This window comes from Hansschlegelia sp. KR7-227 (genome assembly GCF_049446035.1).
Taxonomy (GTDB): domain Bacteria; phylum Pseudomonadota; class Alphaproteobacteria; order Rhizobiales; family Methylopilaceae; genus Methylopila.
Genome location: NZ_JBMSEA010000001.1, coordinates 1270036 through 1289736, shown reverse-complemented (window position 1 = coordinate 1289736; position 19701 = coordinate 1270036). Strand labels below are relative to the sequence as shown.

Annotated in this window: 19 protein-coding genes; 15 read left to right on the top strand and 4 right to left on the bottom strand. The window is 69.3% G+C overall.

The features are described from left to right. Positions 1-49: 49 nt before the first annotated feature. A complete protein-coding gene (ilvD, locus tag ACO2RJ_RS06045; RefSeq protein ID WP_423267088.1) occupies positions 50-1774 on the top strand; it encodes a dihydroxy-acid dehydratase in 1725 nt (574 codons plus the stop codon). After that, on the top strand, positions 1761-2564 hold the full coding sequence (locus ACO2RJ_RS06040) for a tetratricopeptide repeat protein (RefSeq protein ID WP_423267086.1): 804 nt from the start codon (positions 1761-1763) through the stop codon (positions 2562-2564). Before ilvD ends, ACO2RJ_RS06040 begins: the two co-directional genes overlap by 14 nt. Before the next feature lie 25 nt (positions 2565-2589). Here the strand turns inward: ACO2RJ_RS06040 and xth are convergent, their stop codons facing one another. From xth to erpA, 3 genes are all read right to left on the bottom strand, one after another. After that, positions 2590-3372 (bottom strand): exodeoxyribonuclease III, encoded by a 783-nt coding sequence (gene xth, locus ACO2RJ_RS06035; protein ID WP_423267085.1) that lies wholly within the window; start codon positions 3370-3372, stop codon positions 2590-2592. A 270-nt stretch (positions 3373-3642) separates the two neighbouring features. Further along, a complete protein-coding gene (locus ACO2RJ_RS06030; protein ID WP_423267084.1) occupies positions 3643-4008 on the bottom strand; it encodes a hypothetical protein in 366 nt (121 codons plus the stop codon). 97 nt (positions 4009-4105) lie between these two features. After that, positions 4106-4444 (bottom strand): iron-sulfur cluster insertion protein ErpA, encoded by a 339-nt coding sequence (gene erpA, locus ACO2RJ_RS06025; RefSeq protein WP_423267083.1) that lies wholly within the window; start codon positions 4442-4444, stop codon positions 4106-4108. Positions 4445-4589: 145 nt separating this feature from the next. On the opposite strand from erpA, the gene ACO2RJ_RS06020 reads away from it, so the two are divergent. The 13 genes from ACO2RJ_RS06020 to ACO2RJ_RS05960 all read left to right on the top strand — a co-directional run bounded on the left by ACO2RJ_RS06020 (position 4590) and on the right by ACO2RJ_RS05960 (position 18534). Then, the gene (locus ACO2RJ_RS06020; RefSeq protein ID WP_423268916.1) at positions 4590-5786 is read left to right on the top strand and encodes a deoxyguanosinetriphosphate triphosphohydrolase; all 1197 of its coding nucleotides are present in this window, start codon (positions 4590-4592) and stop codon (positions 5784-5786) included. A gap of 34 nt (positions 5787-5820) precedes the next feature. After that, complete coding sequence (gene argS / locus ACO2RJ_RS06015) at positions 5821-7560, top strand: arginine--tRNA ligase (RefSeq protein WP_423267082.1); 1740 nt, start codon at positions 5821-5823, stop codon at positions 7558-7560. Between the two features lie 75 nt (positions 7561-7635). Further along, complete coding sequence (locus tag ACO2RJ_RS06010; RefSeq protein WP_423267081.1) at positions 7636-8895, top strand: SPOR domain-containing protein; 1260 nt, start codon at positions 7636-7638, stop codon at positions 8893-8895. Positions 8896-8974: 79 nt separating this feature from the next. Further along, positions 8975-9991, top strand: a complete 1017-nt coding sequence (nagZ, locus tag ACO2RJ_RS06005; RefSeq protein ID WP_423267080.1) for a beta-N-acetylhexosaminidase — start codon at positions 8975-8977, stop codon at positions 9989-9991. Positions 9992-10010: 19 nt separating this feature from the next. Next, positions 10011-10838: a segregation and condensation protein A gene (locus ACO2RJ_RS06000; protein ID WP_423267079.1), complete on the top strand. Its 828-nt coding sequence runs from the start codon at positions 10011-10013 to the stop codon at positions 10836-10838. Next, the gene (gene scpB, locus ACO2RJ_RS05995) at positions 10835-11614 is read left to right on the top strand and encodes an SMC-Scp complex subunit ScpB (protein ID WP_423267078.1); all 780 of its coding nucleotides are present in this window, start codon (positions 10835-10837) and stop codon (positions 11612-11614) included. Before ACO2RJ_RS06000 ends, scpB begins: the two co-directional genes overlap by 4 nt. Before the next feature lie 180 nt (positions 11615-11794). Further along, positions 11795-12031 carry a twin-arginine translocase TatA/TatE family subunit gene (locus ACO2RJ_RS05990; RefSeq protein WP_423267077.1) on the top strand — a complete coding sequence of 79 codons (237 nt, stop codon included), beginning with the start codon at positions 11795-11797 and terminating at the stop codon, positions 12029-12031. 72 nt (positions 12032-12103) lie between these two features. Then, positions 12104-12748 (top strand): Sec-independent protein translocase protein TatB, encoded by a 645-nt coding sequence (tatB, locus tag ACO2RJ_RS05985; protein WP_423267076.1) that lies wholly within the window; start codon positions 12104-12106, stop codon positions 12746-12748. After that, entirely contained in the window at positions 12745-13545 is an 801-nt protein-coding gene (tatC, locus tag ACO2RJ_RS05980; protein WP_423267075.1) for a twin-arginine translocase subunit TatC, read from the top strand. The genes tatB and tatC overlap by 4 nt, the downstream gene beginning before the upstream one ends. A gap of 318 nt (positions 13546-13863) precedes the next feature. Continuing rightward, entirely contained in the window at positions 13864-15369 is a 1506-nt protein-coding gene (gene serS, locus ACO2RJ_RS05975; protein WP_423267074.1) for a serine--tRNA ligase, read from the top strand. A gap of 128 nt (positions 15370-15497) precedes the next feature. Then, positions 15498-16262, top strand: coding sequence for a 5'/3'-nucleotidase SurE (gene surE / locus ACO2RJ_RS05970; protein ID WP_423267073.1), 765 nt, complete (start codon positions 15498-15500; stop codon positions 16260-16262). Between the two features lie 17 nt (positions 16263-16279). After that, a complete protein-coding gene (locus ACO2RJ_RS05965; protein ID WP_423267072.1) occupies positions 16280-16942 on the top strand; it encodes a protein-L-isoaspartate(D-aspartate) O-methyltransferase in 663 nt (220 codons plus the stop codon). A 125-nt stretch (positions 16943-17067) separates the two neighbouring features. Beyond that, a complete protein-coding gene (locus ACO2RJ_RS05960) occupies positions 17068-18534 on the top strand; it encodes a peptidoglycan DD-metalloendopeptidase family protein (RefSeq protein WP_423267071.1) in 1467 nt (488 codons plus the stop codon). Positions 18535-18697: 163 nt separating this feature from the next. Here ACO2RJ_RS05960 and ACO2RJ_RS05955 read toward each other — a convergent pair whose 3' ends face one another. Then, positions 18698-19657, bottom strand: a complete 960-nt coding sequence (locus ACO2RJ_RS05955) for a hypothetical protein (RefSeq protein WP_423267070.1) — start codon at positions 19655-19657, stop codon at positions 18698-18700. Between the last annotated feature and the right edge of the window lie 44 nt (positions 19658-19701).

The window sequence follows — 19701 nt, the reverse complement described above, 5'->3', positions numbered from 1 at the left end:
GGTCGAGCGTAAGCGCGGTCCGTCCGCGCTCGGGGGGTGGGCGTACGTCATGGACGCAAAGGTCTTCGACAAGACGAAACTGCCGAGCCGCCACGTGACCGAAGGTCCGTCCCGCGCTCCGCACCGATCCTATCTCTACGCCATGGGCCTGACCAAGGCGCAGATCCACCAGCCGCTGGTCGGCGTCGCCTCGTGCTGGAACGAGGCCGCGCCCTGCAACATCTCTCTGATGCGCCAGGCGCAGGCGGTGAAGAAGGGCGTGGCCTCCGCGAGCGGCACGCCCCGCGAATTCTGCACCATCACGGTGACCGACGGGATCGCCATGGGGCACGAGGGCATGAAGTCCTCGCTCGCCTCGCGCGAGGTGATCGCGGACTCCGTCGAGCTCACCATGCGCGGCCACTGCTATGACGGCCTCGTCGGGCTCGCGGGCTGCGACAAGTCGCTTCCGGGCATGATGATGGCGATGGTGCGCCTCAACGTGCCGTCGATCTTCATCTATGGCGGATCGATCCTGCCCGGCTCGTTCCGCGGCCAGCCGGTCACCGTCCAGGACATGTTCGAGGCCGTCGGCAAGCATTCGGTCGGCGAGATGTCCGATGAGGACCTCGACGAGATCGAGCAGGTCGCCTGCCCCTCGGCCGGGGCCTGCGGCGCGCAGTTCACGGCCAACACGATGGCGACCGTCTCCGAGGCGATCGGTCTCGCGCTGCCCTATTCGGCCGGCGCGCCGGCGCCCTATGAGATCCGCGACCGGTTCTGCATGACGGCCGGCGAGATGATCATGGAACTGATCGCCCGCAACATCCGGCCCCGCGACATCGTCACCCGCAAGGCGCTGGAGAATGCGGCGACCGTCGTCGCGGCCTCCGGCGGCTCGACCAACGCCGCGCTCCATCTGCCGGCGATCGCCCATGAATGCGGCATCGACTTCGACCTGTTCGACGTCGCCGAGATCTTCCGCAAGACCCCATATGTGGCGGATTTGAAGCCGGGCGGCCGTTATGTCGCCAAGGATTTATTCGAAGTTGGCGGCGTGCCGCTGCTCATGAAGACTCTGCTCGACCATGGTTATCTTCACGGAGACTGCCTCACCGTCACCGGACGGACGATCGCGGAGAACATGGAGACGGTCCGCTGGAACGCGGACCAGGACGTCGTGATGCCGGCGGACAAACCCATCACCCGCACCGGCGGTGTCGTCGGCCTCAGGGGCAACCTCGCCCCCGAAGGCGCGATCGTGAAGGTGGCCGGCATGAAGAACCAGCAGTTCTCCGGCCCCGCCCGCTGCTTCGACAGCGAGGAGGAGTGCTTCGAGGCGGTCTCCAGGCGCTCCTATAAGGAAGGCGAGGTTCTCGTCATCCGCTACGAAGGACCGCGCGGCGGCCCCGGGATGCGCGAGATGCTCGCGACCACCGCGGCGCTCTACGGCCAGGGCATGGGCGACAAGGTGGCGCTCATCACCGACGGCCGGTTCTCCGGCGCCACGCGCGGCTTCTGCATCGGCCATGTCGGGCCGGAGGCGGCGGTCGGCGGCCCCATCGGCCTGCTGAAGGACGGCGACGTCATCTCGATCGACGCCATCGCCGGCACGATCGAGGTGGCGCTCAGCGACGCCGAACTCGATGCGAGGCGGCAATCCTGGAGGCCGCGCGACAACGGCTTCGGCTCGGGCGCTCTCTGGAAATACGCGCAAGGGGTAGGTCCCGCACGCAACGGCGCGGTGACCCATCCCGGCGCCAAATTCGAGCGGCGCGCCTATGCGGACGTCTGACCGCATCGCGCTGGTCGCGCTCGCCGTGCTCGCGCTCGTCGGCGCGGCCACGGCGGCGCGCGCCTTCGAGGGCACGCCCGCGAAGAAGGAGCAGCCCTCGCCGCTGCAGTCCTTCCAGACTGGGGCGCGGGCCTACATCGCCGGCGACAAGGCCGGCGCCGTCACCTCGCTCGTCGACGCCGCGAAGCGCGGCCACGCCATGGCGCAATGGAAGCTCGGCCGCATGTACGCCGAGGGCGACGGCGTCGACCAGGACAACGTCCGGGCGTTCGACTATTTCAGCCAGATCGCCAACGCCCACGCCGACGACGCGCCGGACACGGTCCAGGCGCGCTTCGTCGCCAACGCCTTCGTGGCGCTCGGCAATTATTATCTCGAGGGCATCCCCAACAGCCCGATCAGGGCCGACGCCGACCGCGCGCGCGAGATGTTCTCCTACGCGGCGTCCTATTTCGGCGACCCCGACGCCCAGTACAATCTGGCGCGGATGTATCTCGACGGGGCCGACGGCGAGAAGGATCCCCGGAAGGCCGCGCGCTGGCTCGGCCTCGCGGCGAACAAAGGCCAGCGCGAGGCGCAGGCCGTGCTCGGCCACATGCTGTTCAACGGCGTCGGCGTGCCGCGCCAGGCCGCGCGCGGGCTGATGTGGCTCTCGCTCGCCAACGGAGCGGCGGGTCCGGACGACAAATGGATCCGTGACCTGCACGACGAAGCCGTCGCGACGGCTTCGGAAGAGGACCGGGAGAAGTCCGACAGCTACGTCCAGGCCTGGAACAAGGACCGAGACTGAGAGTCAGCCGTCCCGAAATGAATCGTCAAAGGGCGAGTTCGACCACCGCCGGCACGTGGTCGGACGGCCGCTCCCAGCTCCGGACATGCTTGTCGACGCGGACTCCGACGAAGCGGTCCGCCGCCTGCGGCGACAGCAGCAGGTGATCGATGCGGATGCCGTCGTTCTTCTGCCAGGCGCCGGCCTGATAGTCCCAGAAGGTGTAGACGTCGCCGTCGTCGTCGGCCGCGCGCAGGGCGTCGGTGAGGCCGAGCGCCAGTAGCCGGCGCCACGCGGCGCGCGTCTCCGGAAGGAACAGCGCGTCCTTCAGCCATATGTCCGGCCGCCGGGCGTCGCGGCGCTCGGGGATGACGTTGTAGTCGCCGGCGATCACGAACGGCTCCTCCAGCAGCAGGCGCGCCGCCGCGTGCTTCCTCAGCCGCTCCATCCAGGCGAGCTTGTAGTCGTATTTGGGGCCGGGAGCCGGGTTGCCGTTCGGCAGATAGATGCCGGCGACCCGCACGGCGCCCGCTCCGAATGACGTGACGGCTTCGAGGAAGCGCGCTTGTTCGTCCTCCCCGTCTCCGGCGAGGCCGGTGGCCACGTCCTCGAGCGGGGTCTTCGAAAGGATCGCGACGCCGTTGTAGGTCTTCTGACCGTGGACGGCGACGTGGTAGCCGAGATCCTCGATCGCGCTTTTCGGAAACGCGTCATCGACGCATTTGATTTCCTGCAGGCAGACCACGTCGGGCCTCGCCTCTTCAAGCCAGCGCGTGAGCAGGTCGAGCCGCGATTTGATCGAATTGACGTTCCAGGTGGCGATCTGCACGGACGCTCCTCATCGATTGCACCGCGATCCTATCGCCGCCAACCGGTCAGAAAAAAGGGCCGTCCGCGCGAGCGAACGGCCCAAGTCTAGGGAGGAAACGCCCAAGAGGGCAGCGGCGGACACAAACGCAACGCATCCGCCGCAACGCCAAAGTGGGCGCCGGATGTGGATTTTCCAAGGCAGCGGCGCCCGGTCGGCTCCCGCGGCCATGACGAGAGCGGGATATTGTGGCTGCTCGGCAACAACGACGAGGCGCCGGCGAAGGGCCGGTTACGATTTGAGCTTCACCTTCATCCCGAAGCTGCCGGTCGCCCGCACCATCGGCCCGCGCACCGAACCGTCCTCATTGCTGGACACGTCGGTCGAGACGGACGTCAGTTCGCAGGTCGCGCCGATCGTCTCGAGCACGAGCGCGCATTCCCGCTCGGCCATGCGGTAGATCAGCCGCACGGCCTCGTCCTGCTGCTTGGCGACGTCCGCGTCGCTCTCCGGCCGCAGGGTGATGCTGCGGTTCGACTGGATGACGATCTCGCCTTCCGCGAGTGAGCGCGGACCCATCGGTCGCATCTGCGCGCCCGCTTCCGAAACCGACCCGACGGCGAGGCTGGCCGCAAACAGAGCGCCGATCATCTTCATGACGTTTCCCCGAATGTCTGAACTCCTCACGCCGCCGAAGCTTCACGGCGCGATGAACCCGATCGCTAGAGCGCCATGGTCGGCGTCCGCGCGTCGGTCAGATCGCGAAGCTGGTGCCGCAGCCGCAGGACGCCGTCGCGTTCGGATTGGTGATCTTGAAGGACGCCCCGATCAGCTCGTCGACGAAATCGATCTGCGAGCCGGCGAGATAGGGCAGGGAAACTGGGTCGATCACGACGGTCGCGCCGTCGCGGCGGATCACGAGGTCGTCGTCCTGCGCGCTGGTGTCGAAGCCGAAATCGTAGCTGAAGCCGGAGCAGCCGCCGCCCAGCACGCTGACGCGCAGCATGGTCTCGGGCGCTTCCTCGGCGAGTATCTCGCGAATGCGCCCGGCGGCGCGTTCGGTGACGATGACGGGTGTGATGTCGGTGGTCATGGTTCAAAGGTCCCTGACGCTGCAACGCTTGGCGCGGCCGTTGCCTCCGCTTCGTGATGAGAGGTAAGCACGGGCCGGGCCCCGGTCAACGCCGGCCGATCCAAGGGCTTCTCGCGGGAGCGTGCGCTTGGACCTGTCGAAATGGATGGAGCGGCCGCGCGCGCCCTGGGCCGCCGACCCGCGGGCGAGCCGCGGGCGGCTCATGAGCGAGCCGACGAGCCCGACCCGCACGGAATTCCAGCGCGACCGGGATCGCGTGCTGCACTCGACCGCCTTCCGCCGGCTGAAGCACAAGACGCAGGTCTTCGTCTACCACGAGGGCGACCACTACCGGACGCGGCTGACCCACACGCTCGAGGTCGCGCAGATCGCCCGCTCGATCGCCCGCGCGCTCGGCCTCGACGAAGATCTCGCCGAGACGGTCGCGCTCGCCCATGACATCGGCCACCCGCCCTTCGGCCATGTGGGCGAGCGCACGCTCGACGCCCTGATGGCGCGCTATGGCGGCTTCGACCACAACGCGCAGACGCTGCGGGTGCTGACGCGGCTCGAACGTCGCTACGCCGCCTTTGACGGGCTGAACCTGACCTTCGAGGCGCTCGAAGGCGTCGTGAAGCACAACGGGCCGCTGGTGGACGGGGCAGGGCGGTCGACCGGGCGCTACGCCGGCGCCGCGCTGCCGGCTCCGATCGTCGAGGGGGCCGCGCGCAGCGGCATCGCGCTCACCGGCCACGCCACGGCGGAGGCGCAGGCGGCCGCCATCGCCGACGACATCGCCTACGACGCCCACGACATCGACGACGGCCTTCGCGCCGGCCTGTTCGCGCTCGACGACCTCGCCGACGCCCCCCTTCTCGCGGCGATCCTGGATGAGGTGCGCGGGCGTTATCCCGGCCTCGACGCCGATCGCGCCGGCCATGAGGTGGTGCGGCGGGTGATCACCCGGCTGGTCGAGGACGCGATCTCTGAGGGCGCGCGCCGGATCGACGCGCAGGCGCCCGACAGCGCCGACGACGTGCGCGCCGCGCCCGACGCGATGATCGCGTTCTCGGACGGGATGGCGGAGGCTGAACGCGGCGTGAAGCGGCTGCTGACGGCGCGCATGTACCGGCACGCCGAGGTCGACCGCGTCATGGCGGACGCGGCCGTCGTCGTCCGGGACCTGTTCGGCCGCTACTTCGCCGATCTCGACGCGATCCCCGCCGACTGGGCGCGGGACGCCGGACGCCGCAGCGAGGCCGCCCACGCCCGCGCGGTCGCCGACTTCATCGCCGGCATGACGGACCGGTACGCGCTCACCGAACACCGCCGACTGTTTGACGCGACCCCGGAATTGCGTTAGCGCCCCGGCGCTCGTCCCCGCACCCCGGTAGAACATGAACGTCTTCGCCGATTTCGCCGCGCGGCTGCGCTCGACCCTTGAAGCTCTCGCCGCCGAGGGGGCGATCGCGCGCCTTCCCGACCTTGGACGCGTCGTGGTGGAGCCGCCCCGCGACCCGAGCCATGGCGATCTCGCGACCAACGCCGCCATGGCGCTCGCCAAGGAGCTGGGGCTGAAGCCGCGGGACCTCGCGGAGACCATCGCTGCGAAACTCGCGTCAGACCCGGACGTCGCGAAGGCGGACGTCGCGGGTCCCGGATTCGTGAACCTGACCTTGTCGGAGACCTATTGGCGCGCGGCGCTCGCGAGCGCGCTCGCCGCCGGCGCGGATTATGGCCGGGTCGAGAAGGCGAAGCCCGCCAGGGTCAACGTCGAATATGTCTCAGCGAACCCGACCGGGCCGATGCATGTCGGCCATTGCCGGGGCGCCGTGTTCGGCGACGCGCTCGCCAACATCCTCGCCTTCGCCGGCGATGACGTGACGCGGGAATATTACATCAACGACGCCGGAGCGCAGGTCGACGTGCTCGCCCGCTCCGCCTTCCTGCGCTACCGCGAGGCGCTCGGCGAGGCGATCGGCGACATCCCCGAGGGGCTCTACCCCGGCGACTACCTCAAGCCGATCGGCGCCAAGCTTGCCGCCGACCACGGCGCGGCGCTGCGCGATATGCCCGAGGCCGAATGGCTGCCGCTGGTCCGGGACGCGACGATCGACGCCATGATGGACATGATCCGCGACGACCTCGCGAGTCTCGGCATCGTCCATGACGTGTTCTTCTCCGAGCGGACGCTGCACGGCGAAGGCGGACCGATCGTTAGGGCGGTCGAGGATCTGCGGGCGCAGGGTCTCGTCTATGAGGGACGTCTGCCGCCGCCGAAGGGCGAACTGCCGGACGATTGGGAGGAGCGAGAGCAGACGCTGTTCCGCGCGACCGACTATGGCGACGACGTTGACCGCCCGCTGATGAAGTCGGACGGCGCCTACACCTACTTCGCCGCGGACGTCGCCTATTTCCGCTCGAAGTTCGAGCGCGGTTTCCAGGAGATGGTCTTCGTCCTCGGCGCCGATCACGGCGGCTACGTGAAGCGGCTCCAGGCGGTCGGGCGCGCGCTGTCGGGCGGCTCGGCGAAGGTCTCGGTCGAGCTCTGCCAGCTCGTGCGGCTGTTCCGGGCGGGCGAACCCGTGCGCATGTCGAAGCGCGCCGGCGATTTCGTCACGCTGCGCGACGTGGTCGACGAGGTCGGCCGCGACGCCGTGCGCTTCATGATGCTGTTCCGCTCGAACGACGCGGTGCTCGACTTCGATTTCGCCAAGGTGACCGAGCAGTCCCGCGACAACCCGGTGTTCTACGTCCAGTACGCGCACGCCCGCGCGCAGTCGATCCTGCGCAAGGGGGAGGAGGCCTTCGGCCCCCAGCCCGCCGAGATCGACCTGTCCGGGCTCGCCGATCCGGGCGAGCTGGCGCTGATCCGCAAGATCTCCGCCTGGCCGCGCGCGGTCGAACAGGCGGCCGCCGCGCGCGAGCCGCATAGGGTGGCGTTCTTCCTCCACGAGCTCGCGAGCGAGCTCCACGCGCACTGGAACCGCGGCAAGGATTCGCCCGATTTACGTTTCATTATGGAAAACAATGGATTGTTGACTCACGCTCGTTTGGCCCTTGTGCGCGCGCTCACTCTGGTGCTCGCCTCGGGTCTTGCTATTCTGGGGGTCGCGGCTCCCGACGAGATGCGGTGACGCTTCCTCGACGCCGATCGAACGGCGCGAGGGCCTCGCCCCGTTCGATCGGAGTGCTTGCGGAGGCCGATGGTCATGCAAAATCAAGCAGTCAGGCGCGGCGCCGCCGCCGGCGGCCGAGGGGCCGCAGAGCCCGCCTATGACGAGGGCTACGGCCAGGCGGACGACTACGCTCTGCGGGGCGGCCATCACTACGATCCCCAGCCCGAGCTCGAATACGACCCGCGCGCCTATGCGCCGAACCCCGACGAGCCGTACGGCTATGACGAGGACGGCAACCCGCTGTTCTACGATCCGGACGAGGGCCCAGCGCTCAAGTCGGGCCGCGGCGGCCTCCTCGTGGTGGGCGCCGTGCTGGCCGTGGCCCTTCTCGGCGGCGCGGGCGCGGTCGCGTACAAGATGATCGGGTCCGGCGGACTTGGCGGCGACGTTCCGCTGATCAAGGCGGAGACCGAGCCGGTCAAGACGACGCCGGAGCCGAAGGCCTCCGACAGCTCCCATCAGAACAAGGCGATCTACGACCGCGTCGACGCCAACACGCCGCCCAAATCCAAGGTGGTTTCGCGGGAAGAGGAGCCGGTCGAGCTTCCGTCGGCCCCCAGCACCGCGTCTCATTCAGATGGTTCGCGCGTCATCCTGCCGGGCGGTCCTGCGTCCGCCGAACCGACGGCGCCGAGCACCATGGGCAGCGAACCCCGCCGCGTGAAGACCGTGACGATCCGTCCGGATTCCGCGCTGACCGCCATCAACCAGCCGGCCCCGGCCGCCGCAAGGACCGCGTCGAACGATCCGATCGGCGACGCCGCTCGGACGGGCGAGGCGCCGCGCGGCAGCGAGTTCGACGACGGCATCATGGCGGACGGCGACGCCGCGCCGGCTTTGCGCAATTCCGACCCGAAGCCTGCCCCCCAGCGTCCTTCCGCCCCTGCGCAGACCGCCGCCGCGCGTCCCGCGACGCCGGCTCCCGCCGCTCGCCCGGCGGCTCCGGCTCCGGCTCCCGCCCCGCGCTCCGATCCGCAGCAGGTCGCGGCCGTCGCCCCGCGGGCGGCGACTCCTGCGGCCGCTCCTGCGCCTCGTCCGGCCGCAGGCGGCTTCGTCGTACAGGTGACCTCGCAGCGTTCCGAACAGGACGCCCGGACGGCCTATGCGAGCCTCCAGCGCAAATATCCTCAGGTGCTCGGCTCCTACCAGGCGTCGATACAGACGGCGAATGTCGGCGACCGCGGCACCTATTACCGCGTCCGCGTCGGCCCCTTCGCGAGCAGCTCCGACGCTTCGACGGTGTGCAGCAATCTGCGCGCGGCCGGCGGCGACTGCGTGGTCTCGCGCAACTGACGAGCCCGTCGTCCCGCGCCGCGGGGCGTCAGCGGCTCTCTCGGCCCGTTCTTCCTCCGTCCTTGCGCCAGGCCGACCGATGCCCGCACGCGCCTTCGTAGCCGGCTGCTCCGGCCTCGCCCTCACGACCGACGAGCGCGCCTTCTTCCGGGACGCCGAGCCCTGGGGCCTGATCCTGTTCGGGCGCAACGTGGAGTCCGGCGACCAGATCCGCGCGCTCTGCGCGGAGTTCCGCGACGTCGTCGGGCGCCCCGACGCCCCGGTTCTGATCGACCAGGAGGGCGGGCGCGTCCAACGGGTCCGGCCGCCCCTCGCGCTGAGCCATCCCCCCGCCGCCCGCTACGGAGCGTTGCACGTCCAGGACGCCCGAGCCGGCGTGGAGGCCGCCCGGATCGGGGCGGAGGCGATCGCCGTCGAACTCGCGGCGCTTGGCGTCACGATCGACTGCCTGCCGGTCCTCGACCTGCCGGTCGACGGCATGACCAAGGCGATCGGCGACCGCGCCTATGGCGACACGACCGACGCCGTCGCCGAACTCGGCCAGGCCGTGATCGACGGCATGCTGGCCGGCGGCGTGCTGCCGGTGATCAAGCATATGCCCGGCCACGGCCGCGCGACGGTCGACAGCCATTTTCATCTGCCGCGCGTCTCGGCCGATCGCGCGACGCTGGAGGCGACCGATTTCGCGCCGTTCCGGGCGCTGGCGTCGGCGCCGATCGGCATGACCGGCCACATCGTGTTCGATGCGATCGATCCGGAGCGGCCGGCGACGCTGTCGCCCATCGTGATCGCCGACGTGGTGCGCGGCTTCATCGGCTTCGACGGTCTGCTGCTCACCGACGATCTTTCGATGAAGGCGTTGTCGGGGAGCGTCGGCGGCTCGGCGGCCGCGGCCATCGCGGCGGGCTGCGACATCGCCTTGCATTGCAACGGCGACATGGGCGAAATGCAGGAGGTCGCGGCGGCGGCGCCGCGGCTGGAGGGGCGCTCGGCCGAGCGCGCCGCGCGGGCTTTGGCGCGGCTCGTCGCGCGGCCGACGGTCGACGTGGCGTCGCTCGCGGCGGAACGGGACAGGCTCCTCGGCGCGATCGCCTGACGCCGCCGGAGGCCGCCCGTTGGCCGACGCCGAGACCGACCATCAGCCTGCGCCGTTCGAGGCGGACGAACGCGCCTCCCGCCAGGAGGCTGCGTTCATCGTCGATCTCGACGGCTTCGAGGGTCCGCTCGATCTGCTGCTCGATCTCGCCCGCCGTCAGAAGGTCGATCTTGCGAAGATCTCGATCCTCGACCTCGCGGACCAGTACCTCGCCTTCGTCGAGGCCGCGCGCGCCGAGCGGCTCGATCTCGCAGCCGATTATCTCGTGATGGCGGCCTGGCTCGCTTATCTCAAGTCGCGGCTTCTAGCCCCGGATCCGCAGACCGACGACGAGGAGATCCCGCCCGAGATCGCCGCCGCCGCGCTGGCCTTTCGGCTGCGCCGTCTCGAGGCGATGCGTCGCGCCGGCGGGGCGCTTCTGGACCGACCGCTGCTGGACCGCGACGTCTTTCCGCGCGGCGAGGCGGCCGGGGAGGGCGCCGCCCTCGACCCGGTCTGGACGGCCACGTTGTACGATCTGCTCACGGCTTACGCCCGATTGCGCACGAGGAATCTGAAGACCGCCGTCACCGTGCGGCGACGACCGACCTGGTCGCTGGCCGACGCGCGCGCCGCCCTCGAGCGGCTCGTGGGGCGCTCCGCGGACTGGTCGCGGCTGGATTCCCTTCTGCTGCGCTTCATGACGCCGGCGATGCGCGCCTCGGTGATCGCCTCGGGCCTCGGCGCCTCGCTCGAGCTCGCGAAAGAGGGGCGGCTGGAACTCCGGCAGGACCGGGCGTTCGGGCCGCTGTTCGTGCGCAGCGGGGCGCCGCTCGCGCTGGCGCCGCTGCGCCGGGACGAACCGTGAGCGGCGAGGACGCGGACGCTCCCGACGCGTTTGCCCGCGCCGCGGAGCCCCCGCTGCCGCTCGAAGGCCTTGACGGACGGCTGACCGCGGCCGAACGAAGCCGGCTCGATCCGCTGCATCTCAGGATCGTCGAGGCGTCACTGTTCGCCTCGGCCGAGCCGATCGAGGCCCGCGCTCTCGCCGCGCGTCTGCCGGTCGGCGCCGACCTGCCGCGCGTGCTGAGGGCGTTGGCGGAGGATTACGCCGGACGCGGCGTCAATCTGCGCCGCGTCGGCGACGCCTGGGCGTTCCGCACGGCGCCGGACGTCGCCGCGGCGCTGGCCGGCGCCGCCCGCCCCAGTCGGAAGCTGTCGCGCGCGGCGGTCGAGACGCTCGCGATCGTGGCCTATCACCAGCCGGCGACGCGCGCCGAGATCGAGGCGATCCGCGGCGTTTCGACGTCGCGCGGCACCTTCGAAACCCTGCTGGAGGCCGGATTCATCCGGCTGCGCGGCCGCCGCAAGGCGCCCGGACGGCCGGTGACCTTCGGGACGACGCCCGGCTTCCTCGACCATTTCGGGCTGGAGCAGGCGTCCGATCTGCCGGGGCTCGCGGAGATGAAGGCCGCCGGGCTATTGGACGCGCGGCTTCCGCCGGGGCTCGACATGCCGGCGCCGCTCGACGACGACGCGCTGCGGGAGGACGAGGAGCCGCTCGGCGAGGGCGACGCCTTCGGGCCGTTCACCGCCGAGGCGCTCGAAGGCTCCGACGACCGGGACGAACGCGAGCCGGACTGACCCTTTCCGGAGCGCCGTCGCGGCCGATCCGCGTTCTGACGGCGGCGTGATGCCGCCATAGGCCCGGAAGTCCTTGTGTTCGAACGCGCCGAGACCTAGTTTCCCGTCAGGTCGGATGGAACTTTCGTCGCGTCGCGCCGGTTCGCGCTCGCTTCCCCCGGCCGTTCGAAAGGGAAGGTCATGAGCCTCACGCATTGGTTGGTCGTTGGCGTGCTGGTCCTGCTGCTGTTCGGCGGTCGCGGCAAGATCTCCGACATCATGGGCGACATGGCCAAGGGGATCAAAAGCTTCAAGAAGGGCTTGTCCGAGGAGGACGAGACCGCCGACGGCATGTCCCGGAGCCAGCAGACGATCGACCATCGCGCCGATCCGCAGGTTCGTCCCGGCGTCGGCAGCGTCGACACCCACAAGTCCTGACCTGATGGTCCGCCGGACCGGCGCGCCCGCTTGAGGCCGCCTCCGACGCTGCGCCCGTCGGCGGGCTGAGTCATGTTCGACATCGCCTGGTCCGAGTTTCTGGTCGTCGCGGTGGTCGCGCTCGTGGTCGTGGGCCCGCGCGACCTGCCGGCGCTGTTGCGCAACGTCGGCAAGATGGTGTCGACCGTCCGCCGCATGGCGGGCGAGTTTCAGACCCAGTTCAGCGACGCGATGCGCGAGGCCGAGCTCGACGAGCTTCAGCGCGACATCACCGGCATCAAGGACAGCGCCGCCAAGCTGATGAGCGCGCCGAATCCGCTCCAGATCGCGCGCGACGAGATCAAGAACGCCATCGACGGCCGCCCGACGGCCGCGCCCTCGGCGCTCGCAGGCGACGCGTCGCAAGGTCCGGCCGCCGCCGAGACGCCATCGGCGTTCGCGCCGCATGCGCCCCACATCGAACCGGTCGAGACGCCGCCGGCTCCAGCCTCGACCGATTTCGCGCCGGCTTCTTCGGCGCCCAAGGCCGCCAAGCCGAAGCTCGCGGGTCCGAAGGCGGCAGGCGCCAAGGCCGCCGGACCTAAAGCCGCCAAGACCGCCGCAGGGAAGCCACAAGCGGCCAAGCTGAACGGCGCGGCGTCGGCGACCGCGGACGCGTCTCCCGCGCCGAAGCCCAAGAAGCCCGCGCCCCCGAAGGCGCCCGGAGCCGCCTCGTGACGCAGGCTGACATCGACGCCACCAAGGCGCCTCTGATCGATCACCTGATCGAACTGCGCTCGCGGCTGATCAGATCGATCATCTCGTTCGTCATCGCCTTCGCCCTCTGCTTCTCGGTCGCCGGCCACATCTTCAATCTGTTGCTGGTTCCCTACGAGCTGGCGGCCGGCTCGGCCGAAGCCATCCGCCTGCAATACACGGCGCCCCAGGAATACTTCATCACGCAGATCAAGCTCGCGATGTTCGGGGCGGGCTTCATCTCGTTCCCGATCGTGGCGAACCAGATCTACAAATTCGTGGCGCCCGGGCTCTACAAGAATGAGCGCGGCGCCTTCCTGCCCTATCTGATCGCGACGCCGATCCTGTTCCTGATGGGCGCGGCCTTCGTCTATTTCGCGGCGATGCCGCTCGCGATGCGGTTCTTCCTGTCGATGCAGCAGGTCGGCGGCGACGGAAGGCCGTCGATCGAGCTTGTGGCGCGGACCAGCGAATATTTGTCGCTGATCATGACGCTGATCTTCGCCTTCGGGATCTGCTTCCAGACGCCGGTGATCCTGACGCTGCTCGCCCGCGCCGGCTTCATCGATTCGCAATGGCTGAAAGACAAGCGCCGCTACGCCATCGTCGTGGTGTTCGCGGTCGCGGCCGTGCTGACGCCGCCGGACGTCATCAGCCAGATCGCCCTCGCCGTGCCGACCCTGCTGCTCTACGAAGCCTCGATCTTCGTGGTCAAAATGGTCGAGAAGAAGCGGGCGGAGGAAGAGAAGCGGAGCGAGGACGGTTCCTCGCCGGATTGACGCCTGCGGGCCGGGTCGAATGGCTGCGTGCTTCGGGACGCCTCGGCCGAAAGCCGAGGCTCCTCAGCATGAGGAATGTGGAGAATGCCACCCGCAACCGTCCTCATGCTGAGGAGCCGTCCGAAGGACGGCGTCTCGAAGCACGCGGGCCGTTCTAGAGCGCAGTGGATTGCATGAAACCGCTGGCGGCATGCGCTTGGGCCGGGCGTCCATCCGTCCCCTGAAAAAGGGATGGATCGCGAGGCCGAGACCGGCGATGACGATTCCCTCTCAGCCGATCTTGCTCCAGCCAGACGGCGTCACTTAACGAGCCCTCCCATGCATGACATCCGGTCCATCCGCGACGATCCCGACAGCTTCGACCGCAGTCTAGCCCGCCGAGGATTGACGCCGCTGAGCGCGCGGCTGATCGCCATCGACGAGCGGCGGCGCGAGGTCATCGGCCGGCTGCAGGCCATGCAGGAACGCCGCAACGCGGCGTCGAAGGAGGTCGGGCAGGCCAAGGCGCAGAAGGACGAGGGGCGCGCCGCCGCCCTGATCGAGGAGGTCGCCCGGCTGAAGCAGGACGTGCCCGCCGCCGAGGCCGAGCAGAAGGCGATCGAGGAGGAGCTTCAGGCGACCCTCGCCGAAATCCCGAACGCGCCGCTCGCCGAAGTGCCGGACGGTCCGGACGAGACCGCCAATGTCGAGCGCCATCGCGTCGGGACCCCGCGCGAGATCCATGACGCCAGGGCCCATTACGATCTCGGCGAGGCGCTCGGCCTGATCGACTTCGAGGCTGCGTCCCGCATGTCAGGGGCGCGCTTCGCGGTGCTGAAGGGCGGAGTGGCGCGGCTGGAGCGGGCGCTGCTGTCCTTCATGCTCGACCTGCACACCAGCGAGCACGGCTACACAGAGATCGCGCCGCCACTGCTCGTGAAAGACGAGGCGATGTTCGGCACGGCCCAGCTGCCGAAGTTTCGGGAGGATCAATTCCAACTACTGACTAAGTACTTATCGGAGGGGATTAGCCAGTCGACCGCGCTAAAAGCATCTAAGCTGAATTTGGCGTCACTTGGTTCGCTTCTGGAACGTTTCGATGCGGAGCGGATGAATGATTTATCAAGAGAGTTGCTGTCAGCGATCAGGGCAGCGATAGGAAAGCAGTCAGAAGACATCGATAAGACAGAAGCTCGCATCAAAGAGCTTATTGACCCTTCGAAGGGTGGTCAGAAGAACCTCTGGCTCATCCCCACCGCCGAAGTCTCGCTCACCAATCTCGTGCGCGAACAGATCCTCGCCGAGGACGAACTTCCCGTCCGCGTCACCGCCGGCACGCCGTGCTTCCGCGCCGAGGCCGGGGCTGCGGGGCGCGACACGCGGGGGCTGATCCGCCAGCACCAGTTCACCAAGGTCGAGCTGGTCTCGATCACGACGCCCGAGAAGAGCCTCGAGGAGCACGAGCGCATGCTCTCCTGCGCCGAAGAGGTGCTGAAGCGGCTCGATCTGCCGTTCCGCACCATCACGCTCTGCACAGGCGACATGGGGTTCTCGTCGCAGAAGACCTACGACATCGAGGTCTGGCTTCCCGCGCAGAAGGCGTATCGCGAGATCTCGAGCTGCTCGGTCTGCGGCGATTTTCAGGCAAGGCGCATGAACGCGCGCTACCGCCCGACCGAGTCGAAGGGGCCGCGCTTCGTCCACACGCTGAACGGCTCCGGCGTCGCGGTCGGCCGCGCGCTCGTCGCCGTGCTGGAGAACTACCAGCAGCCAGACGGCTCGATCGCCGTCCCGTCGGTGCTGCAGCCCTATATGGGCGGGATGACGCGGATCGAGCGGGCGTAAGGCGCAGCGTTTGCGCTGTGGTCATGCGGCTGCGATAGGGAGGCTCCGCAGGTCTTTAATGCTTGAGGACGCCGGAGCCGCCGTCTCGAAGCACGCAATCCTCAGATGATCAAGAGTCCGCGACAGGCATGAGAATCCTCCTCACCAACGACGACGGCGTGAACGCGCCGGGCCTCGACGCCCTTGAGGACATCGCGGCCGCGCTGTCCGACGACGTCTGGGTGATCGCGCCCGAGACCGACCAGTCCGGCGCCTCGCATTCGATCTCGCTCAGCGATCCGCTGCGTCTGCGCGAGATCGGCGACAAGCGCTTCGCGGTGCGCGGCACGCCGAGCGACTGCGTGATCATGGGCGTGCGGCACGTCATGAAGGACCACCGGCCCGACCTGATCCTGTCCGGGGTCAACCGCGGCCAGAACGTCGCCGAGGACGTCACCTATTCCGGCACCATCGCGGGCGCGATCGAAGGGACGCTGCTCGGCGTCCCCTCGATCGCGCTGTCGCAGAACCTGGACCGGTCGCGGGAGGACCTCGACGATCCCTTCGCCGTCGCGCGCGCCCATGGCGCCGACGTCGTCCAGCGCGTGATCCGGGCGGGGTTCGGGCGCGACCGGCTGGTCAACCTGAACTTTCCCGGCTGCGCGGTGGAGGAGGTCCAGGGCGTCTCGGTCGCGCGACAGGGCCAGCGCAATCAGGAGCTCCTGCGGATCGAAGGCCGGACCGACGGGCGCGGCAACCCGTATTTCTGGATCATGTTCGGACGCGCCGACTTCGAGGCCGGGCCGGGCACCGACCTCGCGGCGATCCGCGACCGCCGGATCTCGGTGACCCCGCTGAAGATCGACTTGACGGACGAGAGCATGTTCGGCCGACTCGAGGCCGCCTTCGCCTGACGGAAGAAACCTTGCGCATGACCGATTCGGCCGACGACGCGGAACGCACCCGGCGCGCCGAACTCGTGCTCGCGCTGCGCAGCCGCGGCGTCCGGCATACCCGCACGCTCAAGGCGATGGAGACGATCTCGCGTTCGGCCTTCGTGCCGGGCCGCCTGCGCGACGTCGCCTATGCCGACCGCTCGCTCCCGATCGCGTGCGGCCAGACGCTTGAATCGCCCTCGCATGTCGCGACCGTGATCGACGCGCTCGCGGTCGGCGATCTCGACACCGTGCTCGAGATCGGCTGCGGCTCGGGCTACGCCACCGCGATCCTGTCGCGGCTCGCGCGGCGCGTGACGAGCGTCGAGCGCTGGCGCACGCTCGCCGGCAATGCGGAGCGCCGTCTGGCGGAGCTCGGCGGCGCCTCGAACGTCGCGATCCATCTCGGCGACGGCGTAGAGGGACGTCCCCAGCAGGCGCCCTTCGAGCGCATCCTCGTGTCGGCCGCCGTGACGGCGCCGCCCTCCGCTTTGCTGAACCAGCTCAAGGCGGGCGGCGTGATGATCGCGCCGATCGGCGACGCCGACGGCCAGCGTCTCACGCGCTTCCTGAAGGGCAAGGACGGTTCGCTCGACGAGGCGACCATCGGCGCCGTTCGCGTCCCGCCGATGCTGGCCGGGATCGCGGCGTCGCTCTGACGTTTCCCGGCGCGGGCGAAAATATTTGCGGCGACTTCGTGGCGCGACGGGCGGGCTAACCGTCCGTTTACCTCAATGCGCTTTAACTCTGATCATGTCGGTCGAGTTCGTCGCGAGTGCCCAACATGCGTAACTTCGTTCCATGCCTGCGCCCCGAGCTGCTGGCCCGCGTCGCCGTCGTCGCCCTGATGTCCGGAGCCACTGCGGCTTGCAGCTCCGACACGATGCGCTTCGGTGAAGATCCCTTCGCCAATCCGTTCTCGAGCTCGTCGAACGAGACGCGGCCCGAACCCCGCACCACCGGCGCGATTCAACCGGCCCCGACGGGTCGGGTCGAGCGCGCGCCGCTCAGCGCCCCGAGCGCGGCCCAGGCCCGCCCGATGCGCGGCTTCGGAGGCTCCTCGCCCTCCGACGGAAGCTACCGTTCGTCGATGGCCGAACCCCGCACCACCGGCTCGCTCGCGCCGGCCCGCGGCGCGATCGGCCGGTCCGGATCGAACTGGTCCGCTCAGGGCGGTTCGGTCGTGACGCTCGGTCAGGGCGACAGCATCCACACTCTGTCCCAGCGTTACGGCGTGCCGGCGAGCGCCATCATGCAGGCGAACAACCTGCAGAGCGCCAACGGCGTCGGCCCGGGCACGCAGCTCGTAATCCCCGTCTACTCCGCGAGCGGCTCCCCGGTCGCAAGCGCGCCGGCTCCCGTCCGGGTCGCCGCCGCTCCGTCGCCTGAGCCGGTCCGCGCAACCCCGGCGCCGAGCCGGTCGATGGGCGGAACGCATATCGTGGCGCCCGGCGAGACGCTTTCGTCGCTGTCCCGCCAGTACGGCACGAGCCGGACCGAGCTCGCGAGCGCCAACGGCCTGTCGCCGGACGCCGGCATGCGGATCGGCCAGCGCCTGTCGGTGCCGCGTCAGGCTGGCGCTCAGCAGGCCGCCCAAGCCGCGGCGCCCGTTCCGTCTGCTTCGGCGAAGGAGAAGATGCAGTTCGTGCAGGGGCCGCAGGGCAAGGGGGCCGACGCGGCTTCCGCGCCGGCGAAGCCGGTCGCCCCCGTCAAGACGGCGGCCGCGACGCCGGGACTTAAGCCCAGCGTCAGCGCCCCTCCGGCGCCCGCCTTCGCGGCCCAGCCCTCCAAGGCCTCCGCGATGGCCGACGCCGACAACGTCAAGACGGCCGCTCTCAAGGTCGATCCCGCGCCGGCCGCCGAGCCCGCCGGGCCGTCCTTCCGCTGGCCGGTGCGGGGCCGGGTGATCTCGGCCTACGGATCGAAGTCGAGCGGGTCGTCCAATGACGGCATCAACCTCGCCGTGCCCGAGGGCACCGACGTGAAGGCCTCCGACGACGGCGTCGTCGCCTATTCCGGCAGCGAGCTGAAGGGCTTCGGCAATCTCGTCCTGATCCGGCATTCGAACGGCTGGGTGACGGCCTACGCCCACAACAGCGCGCTCAACGTCAAGCGCGGCGACACGGTCCGGCGCGGCCAGATCATCGCCAAGTCCGGCGCGACCGGCAGCGTCAGCTCCCCGCAGCTGCACTTTGAAGTGCGCAAGGGTTCAAAGACGGTCGATCCCCTGGAGCATCTCCCGAACGTCTGATCCCGAAAATGCGATAGGCCCGGCTCAACGCCGGGTCTATTTTTGCTGGGGCGCCGTCGCCGTCGTCCTCGGGCTTTGCCGCAGGACCCATCCCGGTCGTCACGCTCCGCGCCGCCAGATGTATGGTCCGGTCAAGCCGGCCCACGACGCCCTATGGGCGAAACTAAGCGACGAAGGCGAAGTCGCCCGCGCTCAATTCGGCGCTCAGCACCCCGAACAGGGTGATCCGGTGTCCGTCGTCGATCGTGATGGTCGTGTTGCCGTCCTTCTCCGACATTGCGTCCTGGATGTCCGCGAAGTCGCCGAAGATCTTGCCACGCCGGAACTGGACTTCGTCGACGCCGATCTCGAAGTCGGTGATGTGATCGACGCCGGTCAAGCGGTCGAGGAAGCGAAATTGGTCGGCGCCCGCCCCGCCGGTCATGCGGTCCGAGCCGCGACCGCCCAGAATGTGGTCGTCGCCGTCGCCGCCAAAAATCCGGTCGTTGCCGCCGCCGCCATAGATACCGTCGGCGCCGTCTCCGCCCCAGATGAAGTCGTTGTCGCCTTGGACGGACAGGACATCCTCTGTGTCACCGAAGATTTGGTTGGCGCCGCCATCGCCCCGCAGACGATCTCCGCCCTCCATACCATAGATCGACTGGGCGCCGGGCGCTGTGATGACGTCCCGGCCGGCGCTGCCGAAAATCCGCCCGAAGCCGCCGAGTTGCGTGATCGGTGTGGTGTCGCCGCTGAGCAGGCTGTCGAGAAGCGCGTCGGTCGACGCGCCGGACGAGAACAGCTGGTATCTGACGTCCGCGCCGATCTTGAAGTCGTAGCGTTCCGGCGTGTAGGCGAGGCCGCGGCCGAAGACGACGTCGGTTACGGGGCCGGTGTAGTCGCCGGTCTCGTCGTCGACGAAGATCCGTCCCCGGACCGCCATGGAGAGCGTGCCGGCGACGGGGAGGTCCTCCACCACGTCCGCCACCGCGCCAAGCTTGACGCCCGTCGTGTTCGGCCGGTCCTCGCCGAGGAAGACGGAGTTCGGCTCGCTGAACTCGGCGGCTATACGCTTGAGATAGTTGGCATAGTTGACCCCGACGCCGTCGCCGTCACGGTCATACAGATAGATGGCTGAAATCACTGCAAGCCTCCCCGGCATTGGCGCGACGCTCAAGCGGCTTCTTA

Bases quoted from the DNA above. Each gene is read 5' to 3' on its own strand.
- ilvD (WP_423267088.1), top strand. From the start codon at position 50: ATGGACGCAAAGGTCTTCGACAAGACGAAACTGCCGAGCCGCCACGTG.
- ACO2RJ_RS06040 (WP_423267086.1), top strand. From the start codon at position 1,761: ATGCGGACGTCTGACCGCATCGCGCTGGTCGCGCTCGCCGTGCTCGCG.
- ACO2RJ_RS06030 (WP_423267084.1), bottom strand. From the start codon at position 4,008: ATGAAGATGATCGGCGCTCTGTTTGCGGCCAGCCTCGCCGTCGGGTCG.
- erpA (WP_423267083.1), bottom strand. From the start codon at position 4,444: ATGACCACCGACATCACACCCGTCATCGTCACCGAACGCGCCGCCGGG.
- ACO2RJ_RS06020 (WP_423268916.1), top strand. From the start codon at position 4,590: ATGGAGCGGCCGCGCGCGCCCTGGGCCGCCGACCCGCGGGCGAGCCGC.
- argS (WP_423267082.1), top strand. From the start codon at position 5,821: ATGAACGTCTTCGCCGATTTCGCCGCGCGGCTGCGCTCGACCCTTGAA.
- ACO2RJ_RS06010 (WP_423267081.1), top strand. From the start codon at position 7,636: ATGCAAAATCAAGCAGTCAGGCGCGGCGCCGCCGCCGGCGGCCGAGGG.
- nagZ (WP_423267080.1), top strand. From the start codon at position 8,975: ATGCCCGCACGCGCCTTCGTAGCCGGCTGCTCCGGCCTCGCCCTCACG.
- ACO2RJ_RS05990 (WP_423267077.1), top strand. From the start codon at position 11,795: ATGAGCCTCACGCATTGGTTGGTCGTTGGCGTGCTGGTCCTGCTGCTG.
- tatB (WP_423267076.1), top strand. From the start codon at position 12,104: ATGTTCGACATCGCCTGGTCCGAGTTTCTGGTCGTCGCGGTGGTCGCG.
- serS (WP_423267074.1), top strand. From the start codon at position 13,864: ATGCATGACATCCGGTCCATCCGCGACGATCCCGACAGCTTCGACCGC.
- surE (WP_423267073.1), top strand. From the start codon at position 15,498: ATGAGAATCCTCCTCACCAACGACGACGGCGTGAACGCGCCGGGCCTC.
- ACO2RJ_RS05965 (WP_423267072.1), top strand. From the start codon at position 16,280: ATGACCGATTCGGCCGACGACGCGGAACGCACCCGGCGCGCCGAACTC.
- ACO2RJ_RS05960 (WP_423267071.1), top strand. From the start codon at position 17,068: ATGCGTAACTTCGTTCCATGCCTGCGCCCCGAGCTGCTGGCCCGCGTC.